Below are 20,029 nucleotides of genomic sequence, written 5' to 3' on the forward strand. Positions count from 1 at the left end.
CACGCGGAACCCATGACGGCACGGGCTCAAGCAGCCCACCACTGATGCCGGATATACGACCGCAGGCGTTTACCTCAAAGGCCAACTACAGTGATCAGAACCTTGTCGTTGGGGAGGAGTCCATATAGGACCTGTTAGGGCTCATTGCGCGCTCGCCTCACCTTGCGGACTCCTGTGAACAATATCAGCGCCCCGAGCATCGTTGCAGCAGAGCCGAAGCCCTCGATTGACCAAAAGAAATTTGGGCTGCTAACTCTGAGCACCACCACCGCCCCGCGTTTGGTGACGAACCAGGCCTGATCTTCGATGAAACCACGGATGGTCGGGTATCCAAACATACATGTCAGGAAGGCTCCGAAGAACGCCTCAAACATGGCGTCGAGAACCGCCTTTCGTGACGGCGCACGGCAGAACGGTGTCGCGGCTGCATACGCCAGAAACGCGACGCAAACTGCGACGATCAGGCCTAGTGTGAACGGCGACAAACTTTCCAAAATGAGCTCTAACGTAATTTAGACCGCAGGCGCGAACCAGTTATCCCGCAGCTGCGGGATAACCTGGAAGTCTCGTTGCACGTAAGTGCTTGATGCGATGGCATTTCTCTGCCTCCCCTGTCGGCGCGAGGTCTTACTATTCCACAGCTGTTATCCCGCATCCAGCGTTTTCGACAGGCGGCGGATAACCGTGCGGGATAACCACATCGAATCGGCCTCTGAGCGCCCTGCTCGATCTCTGCTGCAGAGGGGAAACCATGCCTTATACTGTACGCACATACAGTATAAACGCAGCATGGAAACCCGCACTGCTCAAGGCGCCCCTCGACTGCTCGACCAGGTCCGGGAGCGAGCACGGTATCTGCACTACAGCCTGAGCACCGAGAAGGCTTACGTGTACTGGATCCGCATGTTCGTGCGCTGGAGCGGCATGCGCCACCCAAGGGAGATTGGCTCCAAGGAGGTGGAAGCGTTCCTGACCATGCTCAGCAACCAGCGGCGCGTGTCCTCGTCAACGCACAAGCAGGCGCTCAGTGCCATCGTCTTTCTCTACAAGGAGGTCATGGGCATGGAACTGGGGTGGCTACAGGATCTGCAGCGACCGGCCTATACGAGGCGCATCCCCACTGTGCTGACGAGGGACGAGGTTCGAGCCCTCCTGGACGCCATGGACGGGCCCATCGGCCTAGTTGCGCGGCTGCTTTACGGCATCGGCATGCGGCTGATGGAAGGCATGCGCCTGCGCGTCAAGGACGTTGACTTTGACAGGAACGTGATCATCGTGCGGGAAGCGAAGGGCAACAAGGACCGGGTGGTCATGCTGCCAAAGTCCCTCGCGCAGGCGCTGCAAGACCAGATCACTTCGGCGCGGCGCGTCTGGGAGGCGGATCGCAAGGCAAACAGTCCAGGCGTGGAGGTCCCCCACGCACTCGAAGCCAAGTACCCCAAGGTGGGGCAGACCTGGGGCTGGTTCTGGGTTTTCCCGTCCCCGACGCTCGCCACCGATCTCCGAACTGGAATCGTTCGGCGTCACCACCTGTACGAGGAGCGCCTGCAGCGCGCGCTCAAAGCCGCCGTGGTCAAGGCGAACATTCACAAGCAGGTGTCAGCTCACACGCTTAGGCACAGCTTTGCGACTCACCTGCTGCAGGCAGGCACGGATATTCGGACGGTGCAGGAGCTACTTGGCCACAGCGACGTGAGCACGACCATGATCTACACACATGTCTTGAAGGTAGCCGCCGGCGGAACGAGCAGCCCGCTTGATGCGCTCTGCTGAGTTCCGCGGTAAACGCGTGAACGGCGGCAATGGTACCGCGGGCGTTCATGTCGCCGATCACGCTGTTCAACATTTTCCGGTCTGGGTGTTCAGCTCACACCGGAATCGCCGTTCAAGAGCGGCCGAAAAATGCAGCGCAAGCGCGTCGGCTGCCGCAAGTCGAGGTGCTAGATGCGTCGCTTCGTGTTCGCAGACGAGGCTGGTGATTTCAAATTTTTCTCGCAAGAGAAACGCCAGCAGGTACTTCATCGTCTGTGCGATGAAGATGGACAACTGCGAACTCGGCCACGACCTCTTGCGGTTGCGACGAGATTTGCTCTGGGACAACGTCCCGATCCCAGATTATTTCCACGCCACCAAAGACACGCCGTATGTCCGCGACCGGGTGTACGAGGTTCTAAATCAGCACGACTTCGAAATCTATGCGCAGATATTAGAGAAGTCCAAGGCTCAAAGACAGATCAGAGAATCTCAGCACCGCTTTTACAAGCACGCCTGGTATTACCTGTTTCGGCACACCATGCGCCGCATCATACCGAGGCTGGATGACCAGCTGATGGTCACTACGGCCTCCATCGGGGTGAAGAAAGGGCAGGCTGACTTTTCGGACGCGATCCGGGATGTCTTGGAGCAGACCCAGAAAATCGACGCTGGCTCATGGAGGGCATCGTTTTGCTCGTCTGCTTCTGACCCACTTCTTCAGGCAGCGGACTATTGCACCTGGGCAATTCAACGTAAGTGGGAACGGGGCGATGAGCGGGCGTACGACCGTGTTCGCCAGAAGATCAAGTACGAGTTCGACCTCTGGGGACGAGGCGACAAGCACTACTACTAGACGAAGGTGGGTGCGGCCCCGTAACCGTCAGCTATCTAGAGGAAGCGCCCCGGGGCTTTTATCACCGACCGGGACCGCACCAACACGGGGTAGAGCATGCCACACGCTTGCTAAGCGTCAAGCGGTACCGGCCCTACGAGCGCCAGAGCATCGGATTCCACACAGCGAGCTGGCACACAACCCCGATGCCCAGAAAGATCTAGCGCAGCTGCACGATGCGAAATAAACCTTCGGCCGAGCCTGCTTCGTCTTAAGCGCTCAGCGCCCGAAGAGTTTCGCAATCTGCTGGACATCGCTCAAACGGAAGCAATCGCCAACAGCTTCATGTCGCTTGGCGTAGCGTGCACGCCCGCACGAAGGATCGGCCCAGCATCGTCGGCAGAACCTTGTAGAAATGCTCGCCGCCGCCCCAAGATGTACTCAGACGCAGACAGCCAAGGCGAGCCAAATTTCCGAGGGCGACACAGATTTCCTCACTGGGAGTAACGCCCCTCTCTTCCCTTGTCGCATCAGGCACGACGGCCTCTGCGGAATTGGGTAGACCCGCAGTGTAAGCGCCGTTGTGCTGGGTCGCCTCAAACGGGAGTGCATAGATCACTTCTAAGATCCGCGCCTCTACGGGGGTGAGCTGGCTCAGAATCTCAATGTGCGCTCTCTGCACGTCCGGGCCCAAAGCATCGGCGGCGTTCACAAGAAGTTTCGCCCACTCGTCCTGAAGGTAGTCGTCCTCCTCCAAAACCGCAGCTTGGATCAGCGGCAACGCATTCTTAAGAGGTATGACTCGAGTCGGTTCGTTCGACCCTATTTCTTTCAAAAAGTCTTTTGCCCTGGCAATGAAGCGTTGTTGGCGCTCCCATCGCATGTACTTAAGCCGGTCAGTCCAGATTGCCGAAGCAACCTCCAGCGGGGCATGCAGGTACTGCGCTAGGAATCCGCCAGCCTCCCTCGCTGCATCGATTCCTTTAGCGGCCGCCTTTGCGATCTCTTGTACTGCCTTCGCCTCATCTGTCATGCCCGAACCTCAGTTGTGCATGTCGTACACGTCACTGTCGACGATCATCTTGAATGACCCGCCTCGGCTGAGAACCAGGGCTTTCGGCCTGTAGCCGTAGTGGTAGCCATAGCCTGTGCAAGTGAGAGCCTCGTTCCCCTCAAAGATGATCACCCGGCCGTACTCACATCCCTCAAAGCTGTCCCCATGCTTGCCGTTGCTGTCCTGATAACCAACGATGTCGAGGACCGCGACGATTGTGTACCCAACATACTGCTGGAGTTGGCTCGCGACGTCTGCGCTGACAAGCGTGGATGTGATGCAAAGAGCGCCGCCGATAGCGAGCGCAGCGAGTTTTCTCATGGGCTTTCCCTTTTCCGCTCGCATCATGGGAGAAGGCCGACCGAGATGTCAAACCCATTGCCCTGGCACTAGCCCTAGTTCCTACCCTGCGCCTTCGATGGGCACCTTCAATGCCGCGCTGATCCTTTCCGCTCCTGGCGCACCGTGCGATCGCGCAGCGCCCGCGGGCGTGACGGGCGTGAGCTGACGACAGGTGCGAGGCACGCTCTCGCACGGCTTCCGAGGCGAGTACGCACCCGTGCTTCTCGCGGGACCTACAGGAGGGCTGAGCGGATGACAGCAATTGCCTTTGGAGCGATCTGTGCGCTCATTGCATGTTCCACGCACGCCAGCGAGCAGACCACCGTGTGCTCCAAAGAAGGCAACGGCAAAGCCTACAGGTGCAGGCGAAACTGATGTCTGGCTAGGAGCTCAACACAGCGACGCACTCACTCCAGTACACCGGCTTCGCGAAGTACGTGGTGATGTTCTGGCAACCACACGAGCCGTCAATCATCGAACTGGACTACCCAGTGCTTTCCGTGTTCGGCGCAGAAGGGAACCTTCCATGGCGACCATGAAACCGGCGATGGCAAGGAACATGCTCACCAATCCCGCCGCGCTCCCCTGACGCGCCAAGAATTCTTAGAGAGATCAGCCAGACCAAGGTGTCCGGCGCTTGCTCTCTGATCTTCCGCAGCGTCTCTTCTGCAGAATCAGCTGAGACTCGCCGCGACTGTGGAAATCAAACCCCGCACGCGGCGGAACAGGGGCTTGTTCAAGGACTAGAAGTCGTCCCGTCGAGCCATTCAAACAGGTCTCCTACCCCCACCCCAAAGTACCTGCACAGCGCATCGACAGCCTCTAGGTCCACTCTATTCGCCGTCTCTTGGTACAGCAGCGTAATCGTGTTCCGGTGCAGGCCGGTGTCGCGCGCCACATCGCTGATCTTCAGCTTTCTCTCCCCCATGAGGCGGGACAAGTGGCACTTGATCACAACATGCTCCGTGTCTTTTTTTCACTCAAGATGACAAAAAGCACTTGACGATGCTATTTATCACTCCATAATGTCATTCAAGATGACAAAAAAGCCCGCTGCGTGAGCTTTTTGAATCCTGATTGTCCCACCAACGCAAAGGAGTGACCAGTGGCGTCCTGCACCTATCTGACGACCGACGAGCTCTCGGCTCGAATCAAGTACGACAGCCGGACCATCCGGGAGCGCATGAAAGATAGCGTCCTGATCGAGGGGCGCCACTACATCCGCCCCTTCGGCGGCCGCAAAACCCTCTATATCTGGGAGCACATCGAGGTGGACATGGCCCTCGCTTCCGCGGCGGGTCCAGATGCAATTCCGATGGCCGGAGGAGGGGCGCTCCATGGGTAGTATTCGCGCTCTCTCGAGCAAGGGGACTCTGTTCATGGACTTTCGGTTCCAAGGACAACGTCTCCGGGAGTACACCCTCCTCGCCGACACCCCCGCGAATCGCAAGCGCCTGCAGAAGGTGCTCGATCGCGTCGAGACCGAGATCGCGCTTGGTGCCTTCGACTACGCCAAGACCTTCGGCAAACCCCTGCCCCAACGCGAAACCGACGAAGACCGAACCGAACCGGCTCCGTCCCAACCGGCGAGTGCGACAGCCGGCCGCCCTACCCCGCCCATGGCCGAATTCGCCAACCTGTGGTTCGCAGAGAACGAGATCCAGTGGCGCCGCAGCTATCGCATCACCCAGCGCGGCGCACTGGACAAGTATGTGATCCCCTTTTTCGGCAACCGGCCGGTGGGCGAGATCACGAGGGCGGACGTGCTAGCCTTCCGAGGCTATCTCGCCAAGGCGCCCGCGCGCGGCGAGGACTCGACGCTGTCCAATCGCCGCATCAACGCGGTGATGAAGCCGCTGCGCCAGATCCTCAACGAGGCGGCTGACCGCTTCGAGTTCCAGACCGCCTTTCGCAACATCAAGCCGCTCAAGAACAAGCGCAGCGACGTCCAGCCGTTCAGCCTGGCGGAGGTACAGCTCATCCTGGCCCGGGCGCGAGAGGACTACCGGGCGTACTTCACCGTGCGGTTCTTCACCGGCATGCGCACGGGAGAGGTCCATGGCCTCAAGTGGAAATACATCGACTTCGAGCGGCGCCTGATCCTGGTTCGCGAATCCATCGTTCTGGGCGAAGAGGACGAACTCAAGACCGAGGACAGCCAGCGCGACATCCAGATGACCCAGGTGGTCTACGAGGCGCTTCGCCTGCAGGCCAAGAGCACCCGCAAGATTTCCGACTACGTGTTCTGCAACCAGGCAGGGAACCCCCTGGACAACAAGAACTTCAACAACCGGGTCTGGCGGCCGCTCCTGCGCCACCTGGGGCTGGCCCATCGCCGGCCGTACCAGATGCGGCACACCACGGCGACGCTGTGGCTCGCCTCCGGCGAGGCGCCGGAGTGGATCGCCCGTCAGTTGGGCCACACGACGACCGAGATGCTCTTTCGCACCTACAGCCGCTTCGTGCCCAACCTCACCCGCCAGGACGGATCCGCATTCGACCGGCTTCTCACGCAGAGCTTTGCAGGCCGTCTGCCCGAGGCCCCGGTGCTCCTGCCGGACGAGGCACCGTCGACCACGGATTCGGTTGACGACTGCGATGACGGCGCGCCTGCCACTCCTCCCGGCCAGCCCCCGCCCTGGCACCCATACGCTGCGATCAGCCTGAACTGATCTTCTCCTCGCCCCGCGAAATTCGCCGGTTTTGACCGGTGCGGGGTTCTGTCGCCCAAATTTTCAGGAAACCCCATGACCAGCAAGAAAGCTCCCAACACCAAGACGCCGTCCAACGCCTCGAAGCCCCGCTCCCGTTCGACCAAGCCGGCACAGCTCGCGCCGCAGCCCGAAACCGTGCAGCGCTACAGCTGCACCTTCATCTGCGTCATGGGCTTTCCCGAAGCCACCAAAGACGCCCTTGGTCCTGAAATTCTCAAGAAGATGACCGAGGAGCTCAACAAGCTCGACCTGCATATGACGCTGCAGGACGAAGCCTGGGTCATCAATCTGTCGAGCCAAATCCTCGCAACGTCGTTCTGACTCGCTGGAGCAAGCACATGAAACCGCATTCCCAACCGTCCCAGGGCACTTCCTCGAATTTTGGAACACCCCACCCGCTTCATCGCGCTATCCAAACGGTCGCCTCGCCGGACGCGCTCACGCCTGATTTCTTCCAGAGCAAGCCGTCAGCAACGAACCAAGCAGCGCCCGTGCCGCGACCTGATTGGCGTCACGCCCCGCGGGGTACGACTCCCTCTCCGCTGCAACGGCTTCTCGGCCGGCCAGTCGTCCTGCGTTCAGAACTGACCCAGCGCGACTACGACCGACTGCGCACGCATGCCATGCGCATGGTTCCCCAGATCGGCTGCGAAGACCTGGACGCGCTATTCATGGACCTGATTGCCGATGAAGACGTGCTGTGGGCACTATTCCGCCCCACGCCAAAGACAGTGTTCTCAATGGGGCGCACGGAGATCGTGCAGTACCTGCCATTCGACCGAGCGATCAAGGCAGCAGGGCGTGCACAGAAGTCAGGTGTTCTCCACCCTCATGAGCGCGCCGCAGCTTGGGTGGTGGGCTTCGCGTGGGCTATCGGTGCCTTTGCCGCTGCGTGCCCCTGCCTGAAGGAATCCAGGACGTCCGCTACGCTACGGGCGGCGCTGCTCGCAGAACCGCTCAAACAGCCGCGGCGGCGCAACTCGCCACTGGCGAGCACTCTGGGCGCTGCTCTCGGCTGCGAAGGCGGCGACGAGTGCGATCCCGGCCAAGTCTCCCGCATTGCCGCTGCGGCCAGGACGGCAAACCTCGACTCCCGTATGCGCTGAGCGCTGACCGAAAAGCGTCGCAGAAGATATGGCAGGGCTCGACGAGGTCCCAAACGGCACTTCCATGCCGTTTGGCGCCACGCGTGTACGGGCATGAGCGTCATAGGATGCCACAGCACCAGCAAAGTCTTGAGACGAAACAAGCAACCCCACGAGGGAGAGGTCCATGAACCAGACACTATTTACTGCATGGCACTCACATGTCAGCCCAGAGGGCGGCCACATCCTGTTCGCCTATGTGACCTGGGCAGCGAACGACGTTCACATGCCTGAGAAGTCGCACTCGAACGTTCACATGGGCTGGGCCGAAGTGGCCCGGATAGCCCCGGGGGTGCCTCGAAATTAGGAACCGAGCAGCTATGGGGCACCCCTTTGTTGGAGCGCATTGAGCAATGCTAACGCGATGGAAGCTACATCTCCGCTACTGCGAAGCTCCTGCTCAATCTCGGCTCGCTGGACAGCACTCCAGAGCCGGAAATGAACTTCGAGAGGCTTTATCAGCAGCGACGTCAACGCGAGGTGGAGGAAATGCTGAAGAAAGGCATCGCCCTGAGTGTTGCAGTGGGACTGCTCGTCGGCCTCATCGCCGTTCTCTGGGACTCATTCCTGCGCACGACGCTACTTCGGTGAATTGGCGCCACGTGGGCGCCCTTACTTCTCACCCAACTGAATTGGAGGACCACATGAACCAAAAGCGGATATCTGAGCCCGGCCGCCCGCTCGACACGCCGCGCGGCAACCTCTTCGATCGGGTCATGACGGTAACCTTGATGGTGTTGGTCGCCATCTTGCTGGCGGAGCTTGTTCTCTCTGGCTTGGTCGCGAAGCGCATTTCGGCCGGGCATGTGCGCAGCGTGACGCTTGGGGGATACGCGCCCAAGGCTTTGGTGGAGACGGAGACTGGGTTTTACCCGCTCTACGGCGCCCCTCGCTTTGAGCGCGGAGCACCTGTTGTTCTCGAGTTGCGTCGCAACGGCGACTGGATGCTCTGCGGGCCAGACGAGAGCAGTTGTTTCCCCACCAGCGACACCGAGTGGAAGCAGGCATCAGCTGGAAGTGGCAGTTGAATGGCCAGGAAGCGCGTAGCGCGTGCAGAAGCCCTACGCCTTCAAATCAAAACCATGGACAACATATGACCATGAAAATTCACACGGCCTCGTGCTACTACGCGGCCACGGGCGAAGGCGCCACTCTTTTCGCCTATATCGCGTGGGCGTCGGACGAGCAGGAGATGCGCGAGAAGTTGAAGTCAGACGTACACGAGTTTTGGGCTATGACTTCTGAAGTCCAGGAGGGAGTGGTACGCAACGAGGTCACACGCATGCTGTGGCCCGAAGAAATGCTCAGGAGGATCGAGGACTTCGCACAAGACTGCGCGATGGTAGTTGCGCGCAATGAAGTTCACTTCAATATGAGCTGAGTCGATCTGATATGACTCTGATGTTGTCTGACGAGCGCGCAGGGAACCGGCATAGAGCTTCTGTCATATTCGGACCTGGCAGCGATACCGATCTGGTGAATTAGTGCATGGGCGACTTGCTCGCAGTAACCGATCACATCGAAGATTACCGGACACTTACTGTCGAGAATCCGGATCAAACTGAAACGCTTTTATGCGGAGGCGGCTTCGAGCGCCGCAACCACCTCGCGCCGTCCCATTTTGCGTAGCTTGTCGATAGCGGGCATGTGTGAAGCGCGCGGCCTTGTGCTTCCCGCCTCCCATTTGTAAATCGTCAGAGGACTCACTCCGATGAGTGTGGCCGCATTTGCAGCTGACAATCCCAGGCGTTTGCGGTGTGAGACCAGTCCGGACGGTCGGAAGCGCAGCGGCTGTCCTTTTTGCTCGCGCTCTGCCGACGCTACTGCAGCTCCGCTACGCCCCAATGCGCGTGCCTGTTGGGCGAGTTGGCGTTTGAGCGTTGCCACGTCTTGATTTAACTCCCGAACTCGCGATTTGTATGTGGCCAGTGCTTTTCTAAGAGGTTCAACTTCTTGGCGCGCCTCCTTGCGCGCAAGGCGCCGGATCTCGGAATGAATTGTTGCCGTAAGTGTGCTCATAGAGGACATTGTTGCACGAGCACGTGTAACGCGAAGGTGACGTGGGAGCATGTCGTAATAAGTCAGCTCCTTTCCATCAAATGCCGAAGTGCATAAGCGGACGACAAAACGGCAGTGCGAGGGCTTTCCGCAAGCGGGCCCAGCGACTCATTCAAGCGCGGGCAGCACCGCCACCGGCGGTTTTTCTACTCTAGACTTTACGCGTGTCTTCCTCATTAGAGCGCCGAGAGGCATCAGGGAAACGGATTCCTTCCTACTCATCTATCCTTGTGAATAAAATTCAAAAATGCAGGCGAGGTGGGCAGCAACTTATGACGACCAAGCTCGATGGCGTCTATGCTGTTTTGAGTTCGTCCCTGAGGCTGAGCATCGAATGGCGATCGTAGACTTTATCCATGGAGCGTACACAACAGCAAACCTACACAATGTCAGATTTGAAGTTCTTCGACCTGAGATCGCTAAGCGTCAATATGACACCCAAACATTTATTCACGTATGGTCGCTATCGACTCGATTGTGATGCAATCGCTCAAGGCGACCACTTTCATGCACGATGCGCGGTCTTCGATCAGCGCGGGACACACTTGGCCGAGCGCGAGTTCATTGGCGAGCCCTGCAAAACTGAATCTGAGGCCGTCGAACGCGCAAGAGCCTTTGGAATAAGGTGGGTGGAGGCTCACACCTAACCAGTGCTCGGACGGCATAGACATGCCGACTCAGTTTGATGCTTGAGGCGGACTATCGGCGCCTCGTTTGGCCTATGAAGCTTACAGGCAACGCAAACTCTCAAAGTACCGACGCGTCGGGGCCGGAAGGGCCGAGGCGGCGGTTTGGTCGCACAGGCCTTACACAGTGAAGACCCGGGAGTCCTCGCCCCGGGCCTGTTATCGTCACCCAGCCACCTTAAATTTATTTGCGCGCTCAGCCGCCAGCGTTTCGGCACCCGCCTTAGAACCCGCCTGGCGGGTTCCTGTAGGACGCACGCCCCTTGCAGAGTTTAAAGACAAAGGTTTGGATGGGGCATCCGGATGAGCTCGCACGGCCGCGCGGACCAGCGCCCCCCCCTACTTTCAAGGGCGCGACACTCGTATCTGACAGTAACACTGCACACGCAGGGCTCTTGTGGTGCACCATCAGCCGCAATGCCTGATTTGCTGCCGCCGCGATCACTTCATTCAAAACGGATTTTCTCAGCTGGTCTCTGCCGAAAAGTGAATACAGGGCTTTCTGATCGAGAAAAACTGCCTGTTGCGTGTGAGCATCAGCCAAGTGCCTCATACGCTGAACTATGACTTTGGTACTTGGGTACGATGAGGGGTTTTTATGGGGCATCCATCCAGAGGCCAAGAGAGGTATGAGCGAAGATTCGAAGGATTCAGCGCAATCGAAGCGTGGCAATTATCGCGACCAACGCAGCCGCAGCAACGATGATCCATGCCCAAGACTGAAGGCGTGCATTGCGCTCCTGGAGATCCTCGTGGTCGTCAAGGATCAAAGGCACTGGACCTGTTGGCTGAGGGAATGTCGATTTAAACTGGATTGAATCTTCGCTTTCTTTCTGCATGGTCGTGATGTTCCCGATACTTCGATTGCCAACGGTCTAACTCTGTACCAGAAGGTGGCCCCCTTCCTCGCCTGGGCCTGCCCTGGCAGTTACCAGCGGATGGCCTGGGCACAGAGCCCATCTCTGCGGCATGTCTCAGAAGTTTCACTCAGAAATGCGAGTGTTGCAACCGAATGCTTCGCGCACTGGCATGTGGCACCCAAGGTAATGAGGGCACCACGTTCATCCGCGACAATTCATATGTAAATTTAGCGCACATTGCATGCGCTAAATATGGCCCGCTACCGCGACAGAAAGCACGGCAGCTCGCGCCCAAGCGAGCAAATTAACCCCTTCCGCGGTAATGCGTATCGCGGTCTGTGAGTTGTCACGCGGCGCTTACCAACCCGACCGAATCCCGCCCATCAATCGGCCTAACCTTCCTTAGTCGCGCCGCTCCGGGCGGCTGGAGGTTCCAGATGCTCAAGCTCGAATGGATCGCCTTGTCGACGGCCGCTCTCTCATCGTGTGGCGGAGGCGATGGGGCTGGCGTACCTCAGGTTGCCGAAGGCGCATTGCAGGCGACGGAATCGGTCGCCCACGCGCCCGCGGCGCAGACCGCCGCCGGTGCCCCAACCACGCCAACCCTTCAGGAGGGGCCTGTCACGGTCGCCAATTCGACCCGCGCTGGTGATCAGGCGCTGCGCGGCGTCGGTGCAACGGCAGACGGCGGTTACGTCCTGGTGTGGCTCTCCGACGCGGGGCCGCTGATGATGCAGGCCTACAACGACAAAGGCACGAAGACAGGTGCCGAAACCGCGATCGTGATCGATGTGTCAGCACGGGCACCCGATGCCGCCGCGCAGGCCATTCAGCAGGCATCCGCCGCCGTTTTGGATGACGGCTCGGTGGTTGTCCTTTACCGGGTGTCCCGCGACGTCGACGCCGGAACGGGCCAGACCAGGAGCGCAACCGGAGCGTATGTTCAGCATGTCGATCGTCACGGCATGTCATTGGGAGCGGCTCAACAGGTCGACGTCATCGCGGACCTCGGGGGTAAGAGTCCCTTCCTGGGTCGACCGTCGGTGCTCGCCCTGACGTCGGATGGTGGCTTTGTTGTGGCATGGACTGTCACGCACTACTCGAGCATCTTCAGCTCGCTGTCGACGCTGTACCTTCGCTGGTTCGACAAGAACGCACGCCCCGTAGGTGCGCCCGCGCAAGTTGGCGACTTCCCTGAACTCGCTTTCAGCCTCCAGCCGGACGAGCGCGGCGGCTTCGCGCTCACGATCGTGCGCACGGACAACTTCTACCGACGTGAAGCCGAAGTGGAGGCCTGGAGCGCGGCGCATTCCTTTGTCGAGATCGTCCCTCCCACGCTGCGCTCCATCGTCCTCATGCCCTTGGCCGGCGGCTACGTACTCTTCGAAGGCGACAGCACTGGCGCATCCGGGCAGCTGCTCAACGCCCAGGGCACCGCAACGATGGCGGCGACGCCGCTTCCGTCGCTGCCGGCGGCAGCGACCGAACTCGCGGACGGCACTTACCTCACCTTGCGACGCGCGGGGAACGGCGCTTTTGCCGTCGAATGGTTCGCATCAGACATGTCGGCCATCGGTACACCGGCAATGCTGGACAGCCGCGGCGTCTTGCCCCAGCTCGCCACTCTTTCCGAGCCGGAGATCGTCTCCGCATGGACAGGCCAGAGTGCCAAGACCGGAACGGACATCTACACCCAGCGCTTCGATGCGATCGCGACGACGATTAGAAAGGCCTGCTTGGCGAGTGCCCGACAGCAACATCTCACCGGGGAGGTGCGCAAGGCGTTCATGACGGCGTGCGATCGTTGAGAAGGCGCGTTCCATTGTGCCAGCCATACGGTTCAGGCCGCGACGGCGGGCATCGAGGAGGTCGAACGGTTTTTTCCGCTGGCTTCCTTTCCCCTCTTCCCGGACGGCAGGGAGCGGCTGCCGAGCTGGCATATATGAGCGCTGCGCAGGCGCCCGACACAGCAAAAGCTGCGGGTAAAGCTGGCTTAAGTGATCAGCTGTGCCCTTGCCTTACCGACCTAGTCAGCCCGCGCCGCCACAGTCCTAGATAGTGAGGGAGATCAAGCTGTACTGGTGGTGGATGCCGCCGCTTTTCCCGGGCGGGCGACACCGACTATCAACCTGGCACATGACAGAGGAGGAAGGCGCCGAATACGGCCTCACCGAAAGGGATGAGAGCAGTCTCAGGGTCGACCTCAAGGATGAGCAAGCCGAGCCCAACCGGCAAGTGGTAAAGCCAAGTTGATCTGTCACAGGACTTGAAGCACCAGCAGAAAGAGCCTCCTGGCGGGTTTGCGTAGGGGCACGAACTGACGCCGTGCGAATGGCCATCTGCACAGGTCTGGTTTGGATACTCGCCTTTAGCTCTACACTACTCCTAGCTTTCGATCCCTGGCTATCAGTGAGCCATGATTTTCAACCTCTCAATCCATCACGGACCTCGGTACCCGATCGTTATTGGGACGGGGCCTGGGTCGCTTGCGGATCTTTGCGCGGCCTGCAACTTCGCAGCTGAAGCTGGGCTGCGCACTGGCCGCAACTATCTGGTTGTGGACTTCCTCGCGGTGGACATTTCGTTGAGCGACGTGGAGAGAAAGACACTTGGCCAGCACTCGGCCCAGCAGTTCGTCCATCTTTCAAAGGTTGCACTGGTCATGCAGCCCGAGTTCTGGAATGGGGTTGCTGAAGCCACCGCTCGAGAGGCAGGCTTGGATATACGCATCTTCCATACCCTTGAAACTGCTACGACCTGGTTGAATGCGGACCCAGGCGCAACTTCGCGGTGAGCGTCGACCGCGCAAGAGAAGCTTCCGACCGAGGCCGGGCTCTCCAAAAGAGGGCGCACAGCCTGGTGACCTGAGGCTGAGCAGTTGGAATCACACCAGGTGAGCGAGCGAGTTCACAAAATGCTGACACCCGAAATGTGGCTCAGCAGATAAAGTGGCTTGCATTCATGACAAGTCGACCAACAAATGCACCTGCCGCAGGTGCTCTGGCCTCCCAGGGACACACGGGAGAAGGGGCGGACAGCGCACTCGAACGACTGGTTCAGTTAAGAGAAGCAGCGGACCTCGAGCAGAGGCCCAACGCACCTGACTCACCCGATGCTCGGGATCATCCCGACCCAGATTGAGTCGAAAGGACCAGATATGACCGTCCCATCCAAGGTCTCGCAGCCGCGTCGGCTGCTGCGGCCGTACTCTTACCCTATGGAGGGGTAGTGCCGAGGTGGATCACGCCTCGACAATGAGGGGCCACAACTCTCGGACTCGGCCTGCTGATCGACACCGGGCTCTTCTTCAGAATAAGGTCGCGCATCGAGATTCAACCGCGTCCACTAGAACGTAGCATCCAGGCTCAGCCGTCACGAAGTGCGTGAAGATGCGCAGTGTTCAGTCGGCTCCAGATAGCGCGACAAGGCCCGGTGAATGCATCGTGGAGTTCACTTTACCGAATCAATGGCGGTAGCTGAGCGACCCATTCCTCAATCATTTCGACCACAGTGAGCCCCCGCAAGGCAGCGTGCGCCTTAAGCGTGCGATGTAGCTCCTCGCGTATGTCAGCGTCGGACACGTGAACCAGCGCGTTTCCCAGTTATGCGTGAAGACGGAGGATCAGGGATTGCACTCGTGGGCGTCGCGGAAGCCTTGCTCATTCGATCCTATCCAAACAGCTAATATTTGCTTGAAATGTGACTCAAAGCATAATCTGCCACCTTTGGTGGATTCTTGCTCATCTAAGGACAAAAAAGAGGATCTGCGTCACACTGACCGGATCAGCGGCGACTGACTTAGGTGTTCATCGCGTTGAGAGGGGTTCAACGAAGGTCCACGCCTCGTCGCAGCACCTGCTCTGCAAGCGCCTAAACGAACTTGTGCCCGCACTGATTCAGCTCGAGAAGACGAGTCTTACTTCCACTCAAGAGTCAAGGTATCTTCTCAGGATCTAAAACCGCCGCCTTCATTAACCGCAGACTCTTCATGGACCACCACTCACTTCGCGACGACCTCGCGCTTGCATTGCGGGCCGCAGACTGGCATGGACTCTCTGAGGGTGTCTGCAACCATTTCAGCGTAGCTGTGGACCGCGACAGGTTTCTTCTCAACCCGCGCGGTCTGCATTGGAGCGAGATCCACGCCGATGACATTCTGCTCGTCGACGGCAAAGGTCAGGTTCTTGAAGGCCGACATCGAGCGGAGCCGACAGCCCTGTTCATTCACGCGGCGGTTCACCAGATCGCGGGCCACATGGTCGTGCTGCACACGCACATGCCCTATGCAACGTCGCTCACGCTAACGGATGCCGGTGCCATCGACCCCCTACTAAGCCAAAATGCCCTGCGATTCCATGAACGCATCTCTGTCGATCGCCGATACAACGGATTAGCGCTCGATCTGGCCGAAGGTCAGCGCATCGCTCATGCAATGAAGGACCGAGACGTCGCGTTTCTTGGAAACCACGGCGTGATCGTCGGGGGTTCAACTATTGCTTACGCCTACGACGACCTGTACTACCTGGAGCGAGCGGCGCAGCACGAAGTCCTCGCACGAAGTTCGGGTCTCAAGCTTGCCTCTATTGCGGATCATGATCTGGCCCGGCGCACAGCCGCACAGATACAGTCCGAGCGGGAACAGTCCGATCTGTTTTTTGAAGCGCTTCGACGACTCGTACCTTGATTTTCGGTTCCTCGAAGTGATTCGTCTTCCGTTGGTCAGCAGCAGTAAGACTGGCGGATTGGGTATGCGTGGGTTGCCATCCGCCAGCTCTCACCCGAAGCGGACATCACTTGAGGTGGATCCTAAGATTTACACCGCCCTAAGCTTCATCCTTTGAGAAGGCGAAATCGCGGATAGGTATGCCGCGTGTCAGGCCTGTGACTTAGCGGGGACTCGATATAACCAGCAGCTTAAAGGTGTCCGGGACGGCTGCCGGTCGCTTCAAATGGTCCTTGTCGCCCGGCTCCTTGAAGTCCGCCGTAGGTGAGTACAGCTCGTGCAGCTCCGGATCCGCAACGATCGTTCGCGCACCCTGCGCGCTGGGGGTCGTGACTCCCACGAATTGGCCGGGAGGGCCTTCTTTGACCACGGTCAGCGTCCCATCAAGTCCATTTGGGCTGTAGGCAAAACCATCCATCCACGCGGCACCGTCCGCGCCTTTCCCGATCGGGACCTGCCCCATCACGACACCCCGCGACGGATCGCTAATTACCATGATCGCGTTCCGGCACACGCTGTACAGGCGCTCCTGAGGATCCATGGCGAGGCCGCTGGGTTCGTCGCAGGGCGCCAGGCTGTAGTGGCTGGTGATGCTCATCGATCGCGTGTCCAACACTGCCATCTGGGCCGTGTCTTCGATGTTGAAATACACCTGACCCTTGCCATTTGCCACGGCGAACTCCGGAACGCCGCCAGCCGGAATCGAGGCCGCAAGAACCTTCAGCGTCACCGCGTCCACCGCCGTCACGTCGTTGGACTTGCCGTTGAACGTGAAGACCCGCTGGGTGAGGCTGTCATAGATGATGGCGTCAGGTTTCTTCCCCACCTTGACGGTCTCCAGCAGCTGGCCCGTGGTCATATCGAACACGCCCATCGAGTCCGAGGAGCCGTTGCTCGTGAACACGCGGTTGAGATCCGGGGCCGGCGCCGCACCATGAACACCCGGGGTCGGTGAGAGCTGGAGCACCGGCTGGTGGGTCCGGGCGTCGATGACCTCAACGCGATCCATATGCGCCACGTAGACGCGATGCGCACGCGTGTCCGCGGTCACATAGTCCCACCGCGTCGCGCCAGGAATCGGGATCTCCTGCGTCAGCTGGGGGGCAGCATGCCCCACCGCCGACGATGCAAGCAATGCACAAGCAAGGGTGACTCTATTAAACATCATTGATCTTCCAAAAGGCGACCGTTCGCAGACCGCAAGCTCGATTGTGGACTCTGATCCCAGCTCAGAGGGAGACGTTCAGCCCGATCTGGTAGGTGGGGCCGTAGAACTCGCGCTGGATGGGCTTGATGGCGCTGCCTTCGGAAAACCGCAGCGGCGTGTTGGTCAGGTTCTTGCCGCTCAGGAAGATGGAAACGGTCTTGCTGATGGCGTACGAGGCCCCGATGTCGAGCGACAGGCGAGGCTCGGAGAAGACGTCTGTGCTGCTGTCGCCGCCGACAGCCCACAGGTTACGCGAGAGGTAGTAGGCAGCGACCCTCAGGTTGACCCCGTTGCGCTCGTAGAAGACCGCTGCGTTGAGCGTGTGGCGCGAGGTCGACGGAAGCGTCGAGGACTCGCCGGGACGGATCTCGAACTTGGAGTCCACGAAGGTGTAGTTTAGGTCGGTGCCCAGACCGCCCCAGAAGCCAGGGAGCTGCTTGTAGCGCTGCTCGTAGTTGAATTCAACACCACGGGCATGCGCATGGCTGCTGTTCGAATAGGAGATGACGTGCGCCACACCAACGAAACCAGCGAACAACCCGTTGTTGGGGAAGGTCTGGTTCGTCACGCTGTTGACGATGTAGTTCTTGAACTCCTTGTCGAACAAGCCCAGCGAAAGGATACCCGCATCGGGCAGGTACTTCTCGATCGCCACGTCGAATGCGTTTGACGTGATCGGCTTGAGGTCGGGATTTCCCTGGGAAACGAAGCCCGAGGACGGGTTGATGTTCAACGACGGGGTCACCTGATTGAACCCGGGCCGCGCAATCGCTGTGGAGTAGGCTGCCCGCAGGTAGGTCGACGGCTGCAATTCGTAGCGGCCCTGGAGGCTGGGGAAGAAGTTCGTGTAGTTCACGTCCTTCGCCACAGGGGAAATGAACGCGTTTCCGGAGGCATCCACGCCCTTGGCGTTGGCAGCGTAGTGGGCGTGCGTGGTTTCGACGCGCAGTCCCCCCAGCACACTCCACGGCCCCTGACTCATCTGGTACTGCCCGTACCCCGCATAGACGCTCTCCCGGGCCGTCAGTTGCTGGAGCGCGGCGTTGGTCGCATTGCTGGAGGAAATGGTCTGGTCGCCGGCGAACAGGTTCTGCAGCAGGCCAGGGGTCATCTGCGGTCCGTTGTTGTACTGACCGTCATAGAAGTTGACGTTGCCACCACTCGAGGCAGAGGTGAGCGGCAGCGCAGGCAGCCCACTGTACGAATAGGGCTGGCCCACCGCAGTGCGAATGCGCGCGCGAGCGCTGAGGCCGGTCTTGATCGACTCGTCTTCAACGTCGAATAGCTTCATCGGTGTCGTGAAGTTCAGCGCAGCAGAGTTCTCCTGGTCGTGGATGGTCTGCGTGCTGTTCTGGAACTTCACCAGGGTGTAGTTGGCCGGATTCAGGTAATCCACGCCATTGGAAACAGTGAATCGCGGCGTGTTGCCGGCGCCGGAATTTGCGTAGCTGATCGTGCCCGTGGCTGGCGTGTAATTGAAGTCCGAGTTGTAGTCGTAGAGCTTGTCGTACGAACCGCGCGTGTGCCCGACCCGATAGTCCAGCTCCTGGTCGCCCCAGGTGTTCCGCCCACCCAGTACAAACACCTTGTTGTTGATCCGCTCCTTTTCGTCGCGCAGGGTCTTGTCGAATCCGTTGGCCGTCAGACCATCGGTGAACACACCGTTGGAGAGCGTGGGGTTCCCGTCCGGAGTGACGGTCAAGCGGTTGCGCAGCACCGTCTCCGTGTAACCGGCGTCGAAGGCGCGAACATAGTACGACTGGGTGGCGTCCGGCTGGTAGCCAAGGTCGAAACCCAGCCCGTGCCGCTTCCGGTTGTACTGGTAGTAGCGCTGGTCCCAGCCGGCGCTGGCCAGTGAAGGGTGCACACCGTCATCCAGGTAGCTGGGCTCAACATCGTCGATGCCGCGCTTGTCGCCGTAGTAGGTCGCGGTCACGACCACCGTGAACGGGCGATCGGAATAGCCGGCCACGCCGCCGCCCGAAGAGCCGACACCGAAGCGGCCGCCGGCGGACAGCGAAATGTCCTGGATCGAAGTGCCTCGCAGAGGTTCGTACCCGGTGCCCAGGCGTGCATCAAAGAACGGCTTTCCGTTCAGGGGCGCGGTCTTGGGCGTGATTTCGATCGTGCCGCCCAGGGCCTCCGCATCCTGCTCGGGCTTGTTGGTCTTCGTCACGGTGATGGCACCGACCAGCCCGGTCGGAATCGCATCGAGTGCGACGGCACGCCCACCACCAAAGGGTGAGGCGTTATTGGAAGGCGGCAGTCTCAGGCCGCCGAAGGTGGTGCTGTTCAGGTCCGCGTCGAGCCCGCGGATGTTGATGTAGCGGCCCTCTCCGGTATCAGTTTCCAGAGAAATCCCCGGGATGCGGCGAACCGATTCCGCGATGTTGACGTCGGGAAGCTTGCGCATCTGCTCGACCGTCATCACGTTGATCAGGTTCGGTGCTTCCTCCTGAGCCAGGCGCGCCGTGCCCTCGGTGGTGCGTTGAGCTTCAATCACCACCGCATTGAGCGCGGTGGTGGGGCGTGCAGCCGTGGACGCGTCCTGTGCGAAGACCGGAACAGCGTAGGCCTGGGCGATCAGCAGCGGGAGAATCGCCTTGCGGAATGAGGAGGACATGGCGTCAGGTCGGGTTGTTACAAAACCCGC

Annotated in this window: 21 protein-coding genes; 12 read left to right on the top strand and 9 right to left on the bottom strand. The window is 59.8% G+C overall.

Annotated features, from left to right (window positions below; translation table 11 throughout):
- Nucleotides 1-134: 134 nt before the first annotated feature.
- Entirely contained in the window at nt 135-494 is a 360-nt protein-coding gene (locus IM725_RS03610; protein WP_193779210.1) for a hypothetical protein, read from the bottom strand.
- 295 nt (nt 495-789) lie between these two features.
- Here IM725_RS03610 and IM725_RS03615 point away from each other — a divergent pair, with 295 nt between their 5' ends.
- Entirely contained in the window at nt 790-1,773 is a 984-nt protein-coding gene (locus IM725_RS03615) for an integron integrase (RefSeq protein WP_193779211.1), read from the top strand.
- Nucleotides 1,774-1,839: 66 nt separating this feature from the next.
- Here IM725_RS03615 and IM725_RS20300 read toward each other — a convergent pair whose 3' ends face one another.
- Nucleotides 1,840-2,022, bottom strand: a complete 183-nt coding sequence (locus IM725_RS20300) for a hypothetical protein (protein ID WP_227753555.1) — start codon at nt 2,020-2,022, stop codon at nt 1,840-1,842.
- A 10-nt stretch (nt 2,023-2,032) separates the two neighbouring features.
- Here IM725_RS20300 and IM725_RS03620 point away from each other — a divergent pair, with 10 nt between their 5' ends.
- Nucleotides 2,033-2,608 (top strand): DUF3800 domain-containing protein, encoded by a 576-nt coding sequence (locus IM725_RS03620; protein ID WP_265334983.1) that lies wholly within the window; start codon nt 2,033-2,035, stop codon nt 2,606-2,608.
- Nucleotides 2,609-2,930: 322 nt separating this feature from the next.
- Here IM725_RS03620 and IM725_RS03625 read toward each other — a convergent pair whose 3' ends face one another.
- The 3 genes from IM725_RS03625 to IM725_RS03635 all read right to left on the bottom strand — a co-directional run bounded on the left by IM725_RS03625 (nt 2,931) and on the right by IM725_RS03635 (nt 4,938).
- Nucleotides 2,931-3,620 (bottom strand): Abi-alpha family protein, encoded by a 690-nt coding sequence (locus tag IM725_RS03625; protein ID WP_193779213.1) that lies wholly within the window; start codon nt 3,618-3,620, stop codon nt 2,931-2,933.
- Nucleotides 3,621-3,629: 9 nt separating this feature from the next.
- Nucleotides 3,630-3,962, bottom strand: coding sequence for a hypothetical protein (locus IM725_RS03630; protein ID WP_193779214.1), 333 nt, complete (start codon nt 3,960-3,962; stop codon nt 3,630-3,632).
- Between the two features lie 757 nt (nt 3,963-4,719).
- Nucleotides 4,720-4,938: a helix-turn-helix domain-containing protein gene (locus IM725_RS03635; RefSeq protein WP_193779215.1), complete on the bottom strand. Its 219-nt coding sequence runs from the start codon at nt 4,936-4,938 to the stop codon at nt 4,720-4,722.
- A gap of 150 nt (nt 4,939-5,088) precedes the next feature.
- On the opposite strand from IM725_RS03635, the gene IM725_RS03640 reads away from it, so the two are divergent.
- From IM725_RS03640 to IM725_RS03670, 7 genes are all read left to right on the top strand, one after another.
- Nucleotides 5,089-5,328, top strand: a complete 240-nt coding sequence (locus tag IM725_RS03640) for a hypothetical protein (RefSeq protein WP_193779216.1) — start codon at nt 5,089-5,091, stop codon at nt 5,326-5,328.
- A complete protein-coding gene (locus IM725_RS03645) occupies nt 5,321-6,655 on the top strand; it encodes an Arm DNA-binding domain-containing protein (RefSeq protein ID WP_193779217.1) in 1,335 nt (444 codons plus the stop codon). The genes IM725_RS03640 and IM725_RS03645 overlap by 8 nt, the downstream gene beginning before the upstream one ends.
- Before the next feature lie 75 nt (nt 6,656-6,730).
- A complete protein-coding gene (locus IM725_RS03650; protein WP_193779218.1) occupies nt 6,731-7,018 on the top strand; it encodes a hypothetical protein in 288 nt (95 codons plus the stop codon).
- Nucleotides 7,019-7,035: 17 nt separating this feature from the next.
- Nucleotides 7,036-7,803 (top strand): hypothetical protein, encoded by a 768-nt coding sequence (locus IM725_RS03655; protein WP_193779219.1) that lies wholly within the window; start codon nt 7,036-7,038, stop codon nt 7,801-7,803.
- 477 nt (nt 7,804-8,280) lie between these two features.
- Complete coding sequence (locus tag IM725_RS03660; RefSeq protein WP_193779220.1) at nt 8,281-8,433, top strand: hypothetical protein; 153 nt, start codon at nt 8,281-8,283, stop codon at nt 8,431-8,433.
- Between the two features lie 53 nt (nt 8,434-8,486).
- Nucleotides 8,487-8,870, top strand: coding sequence for a hypothetical protein (locus IM725_RS03665; RefSeq protein WP_193779221.1), 384 nt, complete (start codon nt 8,487-8,489; stop codon nt 8,868-8,870).
- A 71-nt stretch (nt 8,871-8,941) separates the two neighbouring features.
- Complete coding sequence (locus tag IM725_RS03670) at nt 8,942-9,223, top strand: hypothetical protein (protein ID WP_193779222.1); 282 nt, start codon at nt 8,942-8,944, stop codon at nt 9,221-9,223.
- Between the two features lie 191 nt (nt 9,224-9,414).
- Here the strand turns inward: IM725_RS03670 and IM725_RS03675 are convergent, their stop codons facing one another.
- Both IM725_RS03675 and IM725_RS03680 read right to left on the bottom strand, forming a co-directional pair.
- A complete protein-coding gene (locus tag IM725_RS03675; protein ID WP_193779223.1) occupies nt 9,415-9,861 on the bottom strand; it encodes a helix-turn-helix domain-containing protein in 447 nt (148 codons plus the stop codon).
- Nucleotides 9,862-11,236: 1,375 nt separating this feature from the next.
- A complete protein-coding gene (locus tag IM725_RS03680; protein WP_193779224.1) occupies nt 11,237-11,425 on the bottom strand; it encodes a hypothetical protein in 189 nt (62 codons plus the stop codon).
- A gap of 458 nt (nt 11,426-11,883) precedes the next feature.
- Between IM725_RS03680 and IM725_RS03685 the strand changes: the two genes are divergently transcribed.
- From IM725_RS03685 to IM725_RS03695, 3 genes are all read left to right on the top strand, one after another.
- Nucleotides 11,884-13,254, top strand: a complete 1,371-nt coding sequence (locus tag IM725_RS03685; protein WP_193779225.1) for a PsiF family protein — start codon at nt 11,884-11,886, stop codon at nt 13,252-13,254.
- A gap of 608 nt (nt 13,255-13,862) precedes the next feature.
- Nucleotides 13,863-14,240 (top strand): hypothetical protein, encoded by a 378-nt coding sequence (locus tag IM725_RS03690; RefSeq protein ID WP_193779226.1) that lies wholly within the window; start codon nt 13,863-13,865, stop codon nt 14,238-14,240.
- Nucleotides 14,241-15,434: 1,194 nt separating this feature from the next.
- Nucleotides 15,435-16,130, top strand: coding sequence for an aldolase (locus tag IM725_RS03695; RefSeq protein ID WP_193779227.1), 696 nt, complete (start codon nt 15,435-15,437; stop codon nt 16,128-16,130).
- Between the two features lie 202 nt (nt 16,131-16,332).
- Here the strand turns inward: IM725_RS03695 and IM725_RS03700 are convergent, their stop codons facing one another.
- Together IM725_RS03700 and IM725_RS03705 are read right to left on the bottom strand one after the other, a co-directional pair.
- The gene (locus IM725_RS03700) at nt 16,333-17,304 is read right to left on the bottom strand and encodes a YncE family protein (protein ID WP_193779228.1); all 972 of its coding nucleotides are present in this window, start codon (nt 17,302-17,304) and stop codon (nt 16,333-16,335) included.
- Between the two features lie 94 nt (nt 17,305-17,398).
- The gene (locus IM725_RS03705; RefSeq protein WP_193779229.1) at nt 17,399-19,999 is read right to left on the bottom strand and encodes a TonB-dependent receptor; all 2,601 of its coding nucleotides are present in this window, start codon (nt 19,997-19,999) and stop codon (nt 17,399-17,401) included.
- Between the last annotated feature and the right edge of the window lie 30 nt (nt 20,000-20,029).

This window comes from Ramlibacter aquaticus (assembly GCF_015159745.1).
Lineage (GTDB): Bacteria > Pseudomonadota > Gammaproteobacteria > Burkholderiales > Burkholderiaceae_C > Ramlibacter > Ramlibacter aquaticus.

Bases quoted from the DNA above. Each gene is read 5' to 3' on its own strand.
- IM725_RS03615 (WP_193779211.1), top strand. From the start codon at position 790: ATGGAAACCCGCACTGCTCAAGGCGCCCCTCGACTGCTCGACCAGGTC.
- IM725_RS03665 (WP_193779221.1), top strand. From the start codon at position 8,487: ATGAACCAAAAGCGGATATCTGAGCCCGGCCGCCCGCTCGACACGCCG.
- IM725_RS03685 (WP_193779225.1), top strand. From the start codon at position 11,884: ATGCTCAAGCTCGAATGGATCGCCTTGTCGACGGCCGCTCTCTCATCG.
- IM725_RS03695 (WP_193779227.1), top strand. From the start codon at position 15,435: ATGGACCACCACTCACTTCGCGACGACCTCGCGCTTGCATTGCGGGCC.
- IM725_RS03675 (WP_193779223.1), bottom strand. From the start codon at position 9,861: ATGAGCACACTTACGGCAACAATTCATTCCGAGATCCGGCGCCTTGCG.
- IM725_RS03645 (WP_193779217.1), top strand. From the start codon at position 5,321: ATGGGTAGTATTCGCGCTCTCTCGAGCAAGGGGACTCTGTTCATGGAC.
- IM725_RS03655 (WP_193779219.1), top strand. From the start codon at position 7,036: ATGAAACCGCATTCCCAACCGTCCCAGGGCACTTCCTCGAATTTTGGA.
- IM725_RS03670 (WP_193779222.1), top strand. From the start codon at position 8,942: ATGAAAATTCACACGGCCTCGTGCTACTACGCGGCCACGGGCGAAGGC.
- IM725_RS03680 (WP_193779224.1), bottom strand. From the start codon at position 11,425: ATGCAGAAAGAAAGCGAAGATTCAATCCAGTTTAAATCGACATTCCCT.
- IM725_RS03625 (WP_193779213.1), bottom strand. From the start codon at position 3,620: ATGACAGATGAGGCGAAGGCAGTACAAGAGATCGCAAAGGCGGCCGCT.
- IM725_RS03690 (WP_193779226.1), top strand. From the start codon at position 13,863: ATGATTTTCAACCTCTCAATCCATCACGGACCTCGGTACCCGATCGTT.
- IM725_RS20300 (WP_227753555.1), bottom strand. From the start codon at position 2,022: ATGAAGTACCTGCTGGCGTTTCTCTTGCGAGAAAAATTTGAAATCACC.
- IM725_RS03650 (WP_193779218.1), top strand. From the start codon at position 6,731: ATGACCAGCAAGAAAGCTCCCAACACCAAGACGCCGTCCAACGCCTCG.
- IM725_RS03620 (WP_265334983.1), top strand. From the start codon at position 2,033: ATGAAGATGGACAACTGCGAACTCGGCCACGACCTCTTGCGGTTGCGA.
- IM725_RS03705 (WP_193779229.1), bottom strand. From the start codon at position 19,999: ATGTCCTCCTCATTCCGCAAGGCGATTCTCCCGCTGCTGATCGCCCAG.
- IM725_RS03630 (WP_193779214.1), bottom strand. From the start codon at position 3,962: ATGAGAAAACTCGCTGCGCTCGCTATCGGCGGCGCTCTTTGCATCACA.
- IM725_RS03660 (WP_193779220.1), top strand. From the start codon at position 8,281: ATGAACTTCGAGAGGCTTTATCAGCAGCGACGTCAACGCGAGGTGGAG.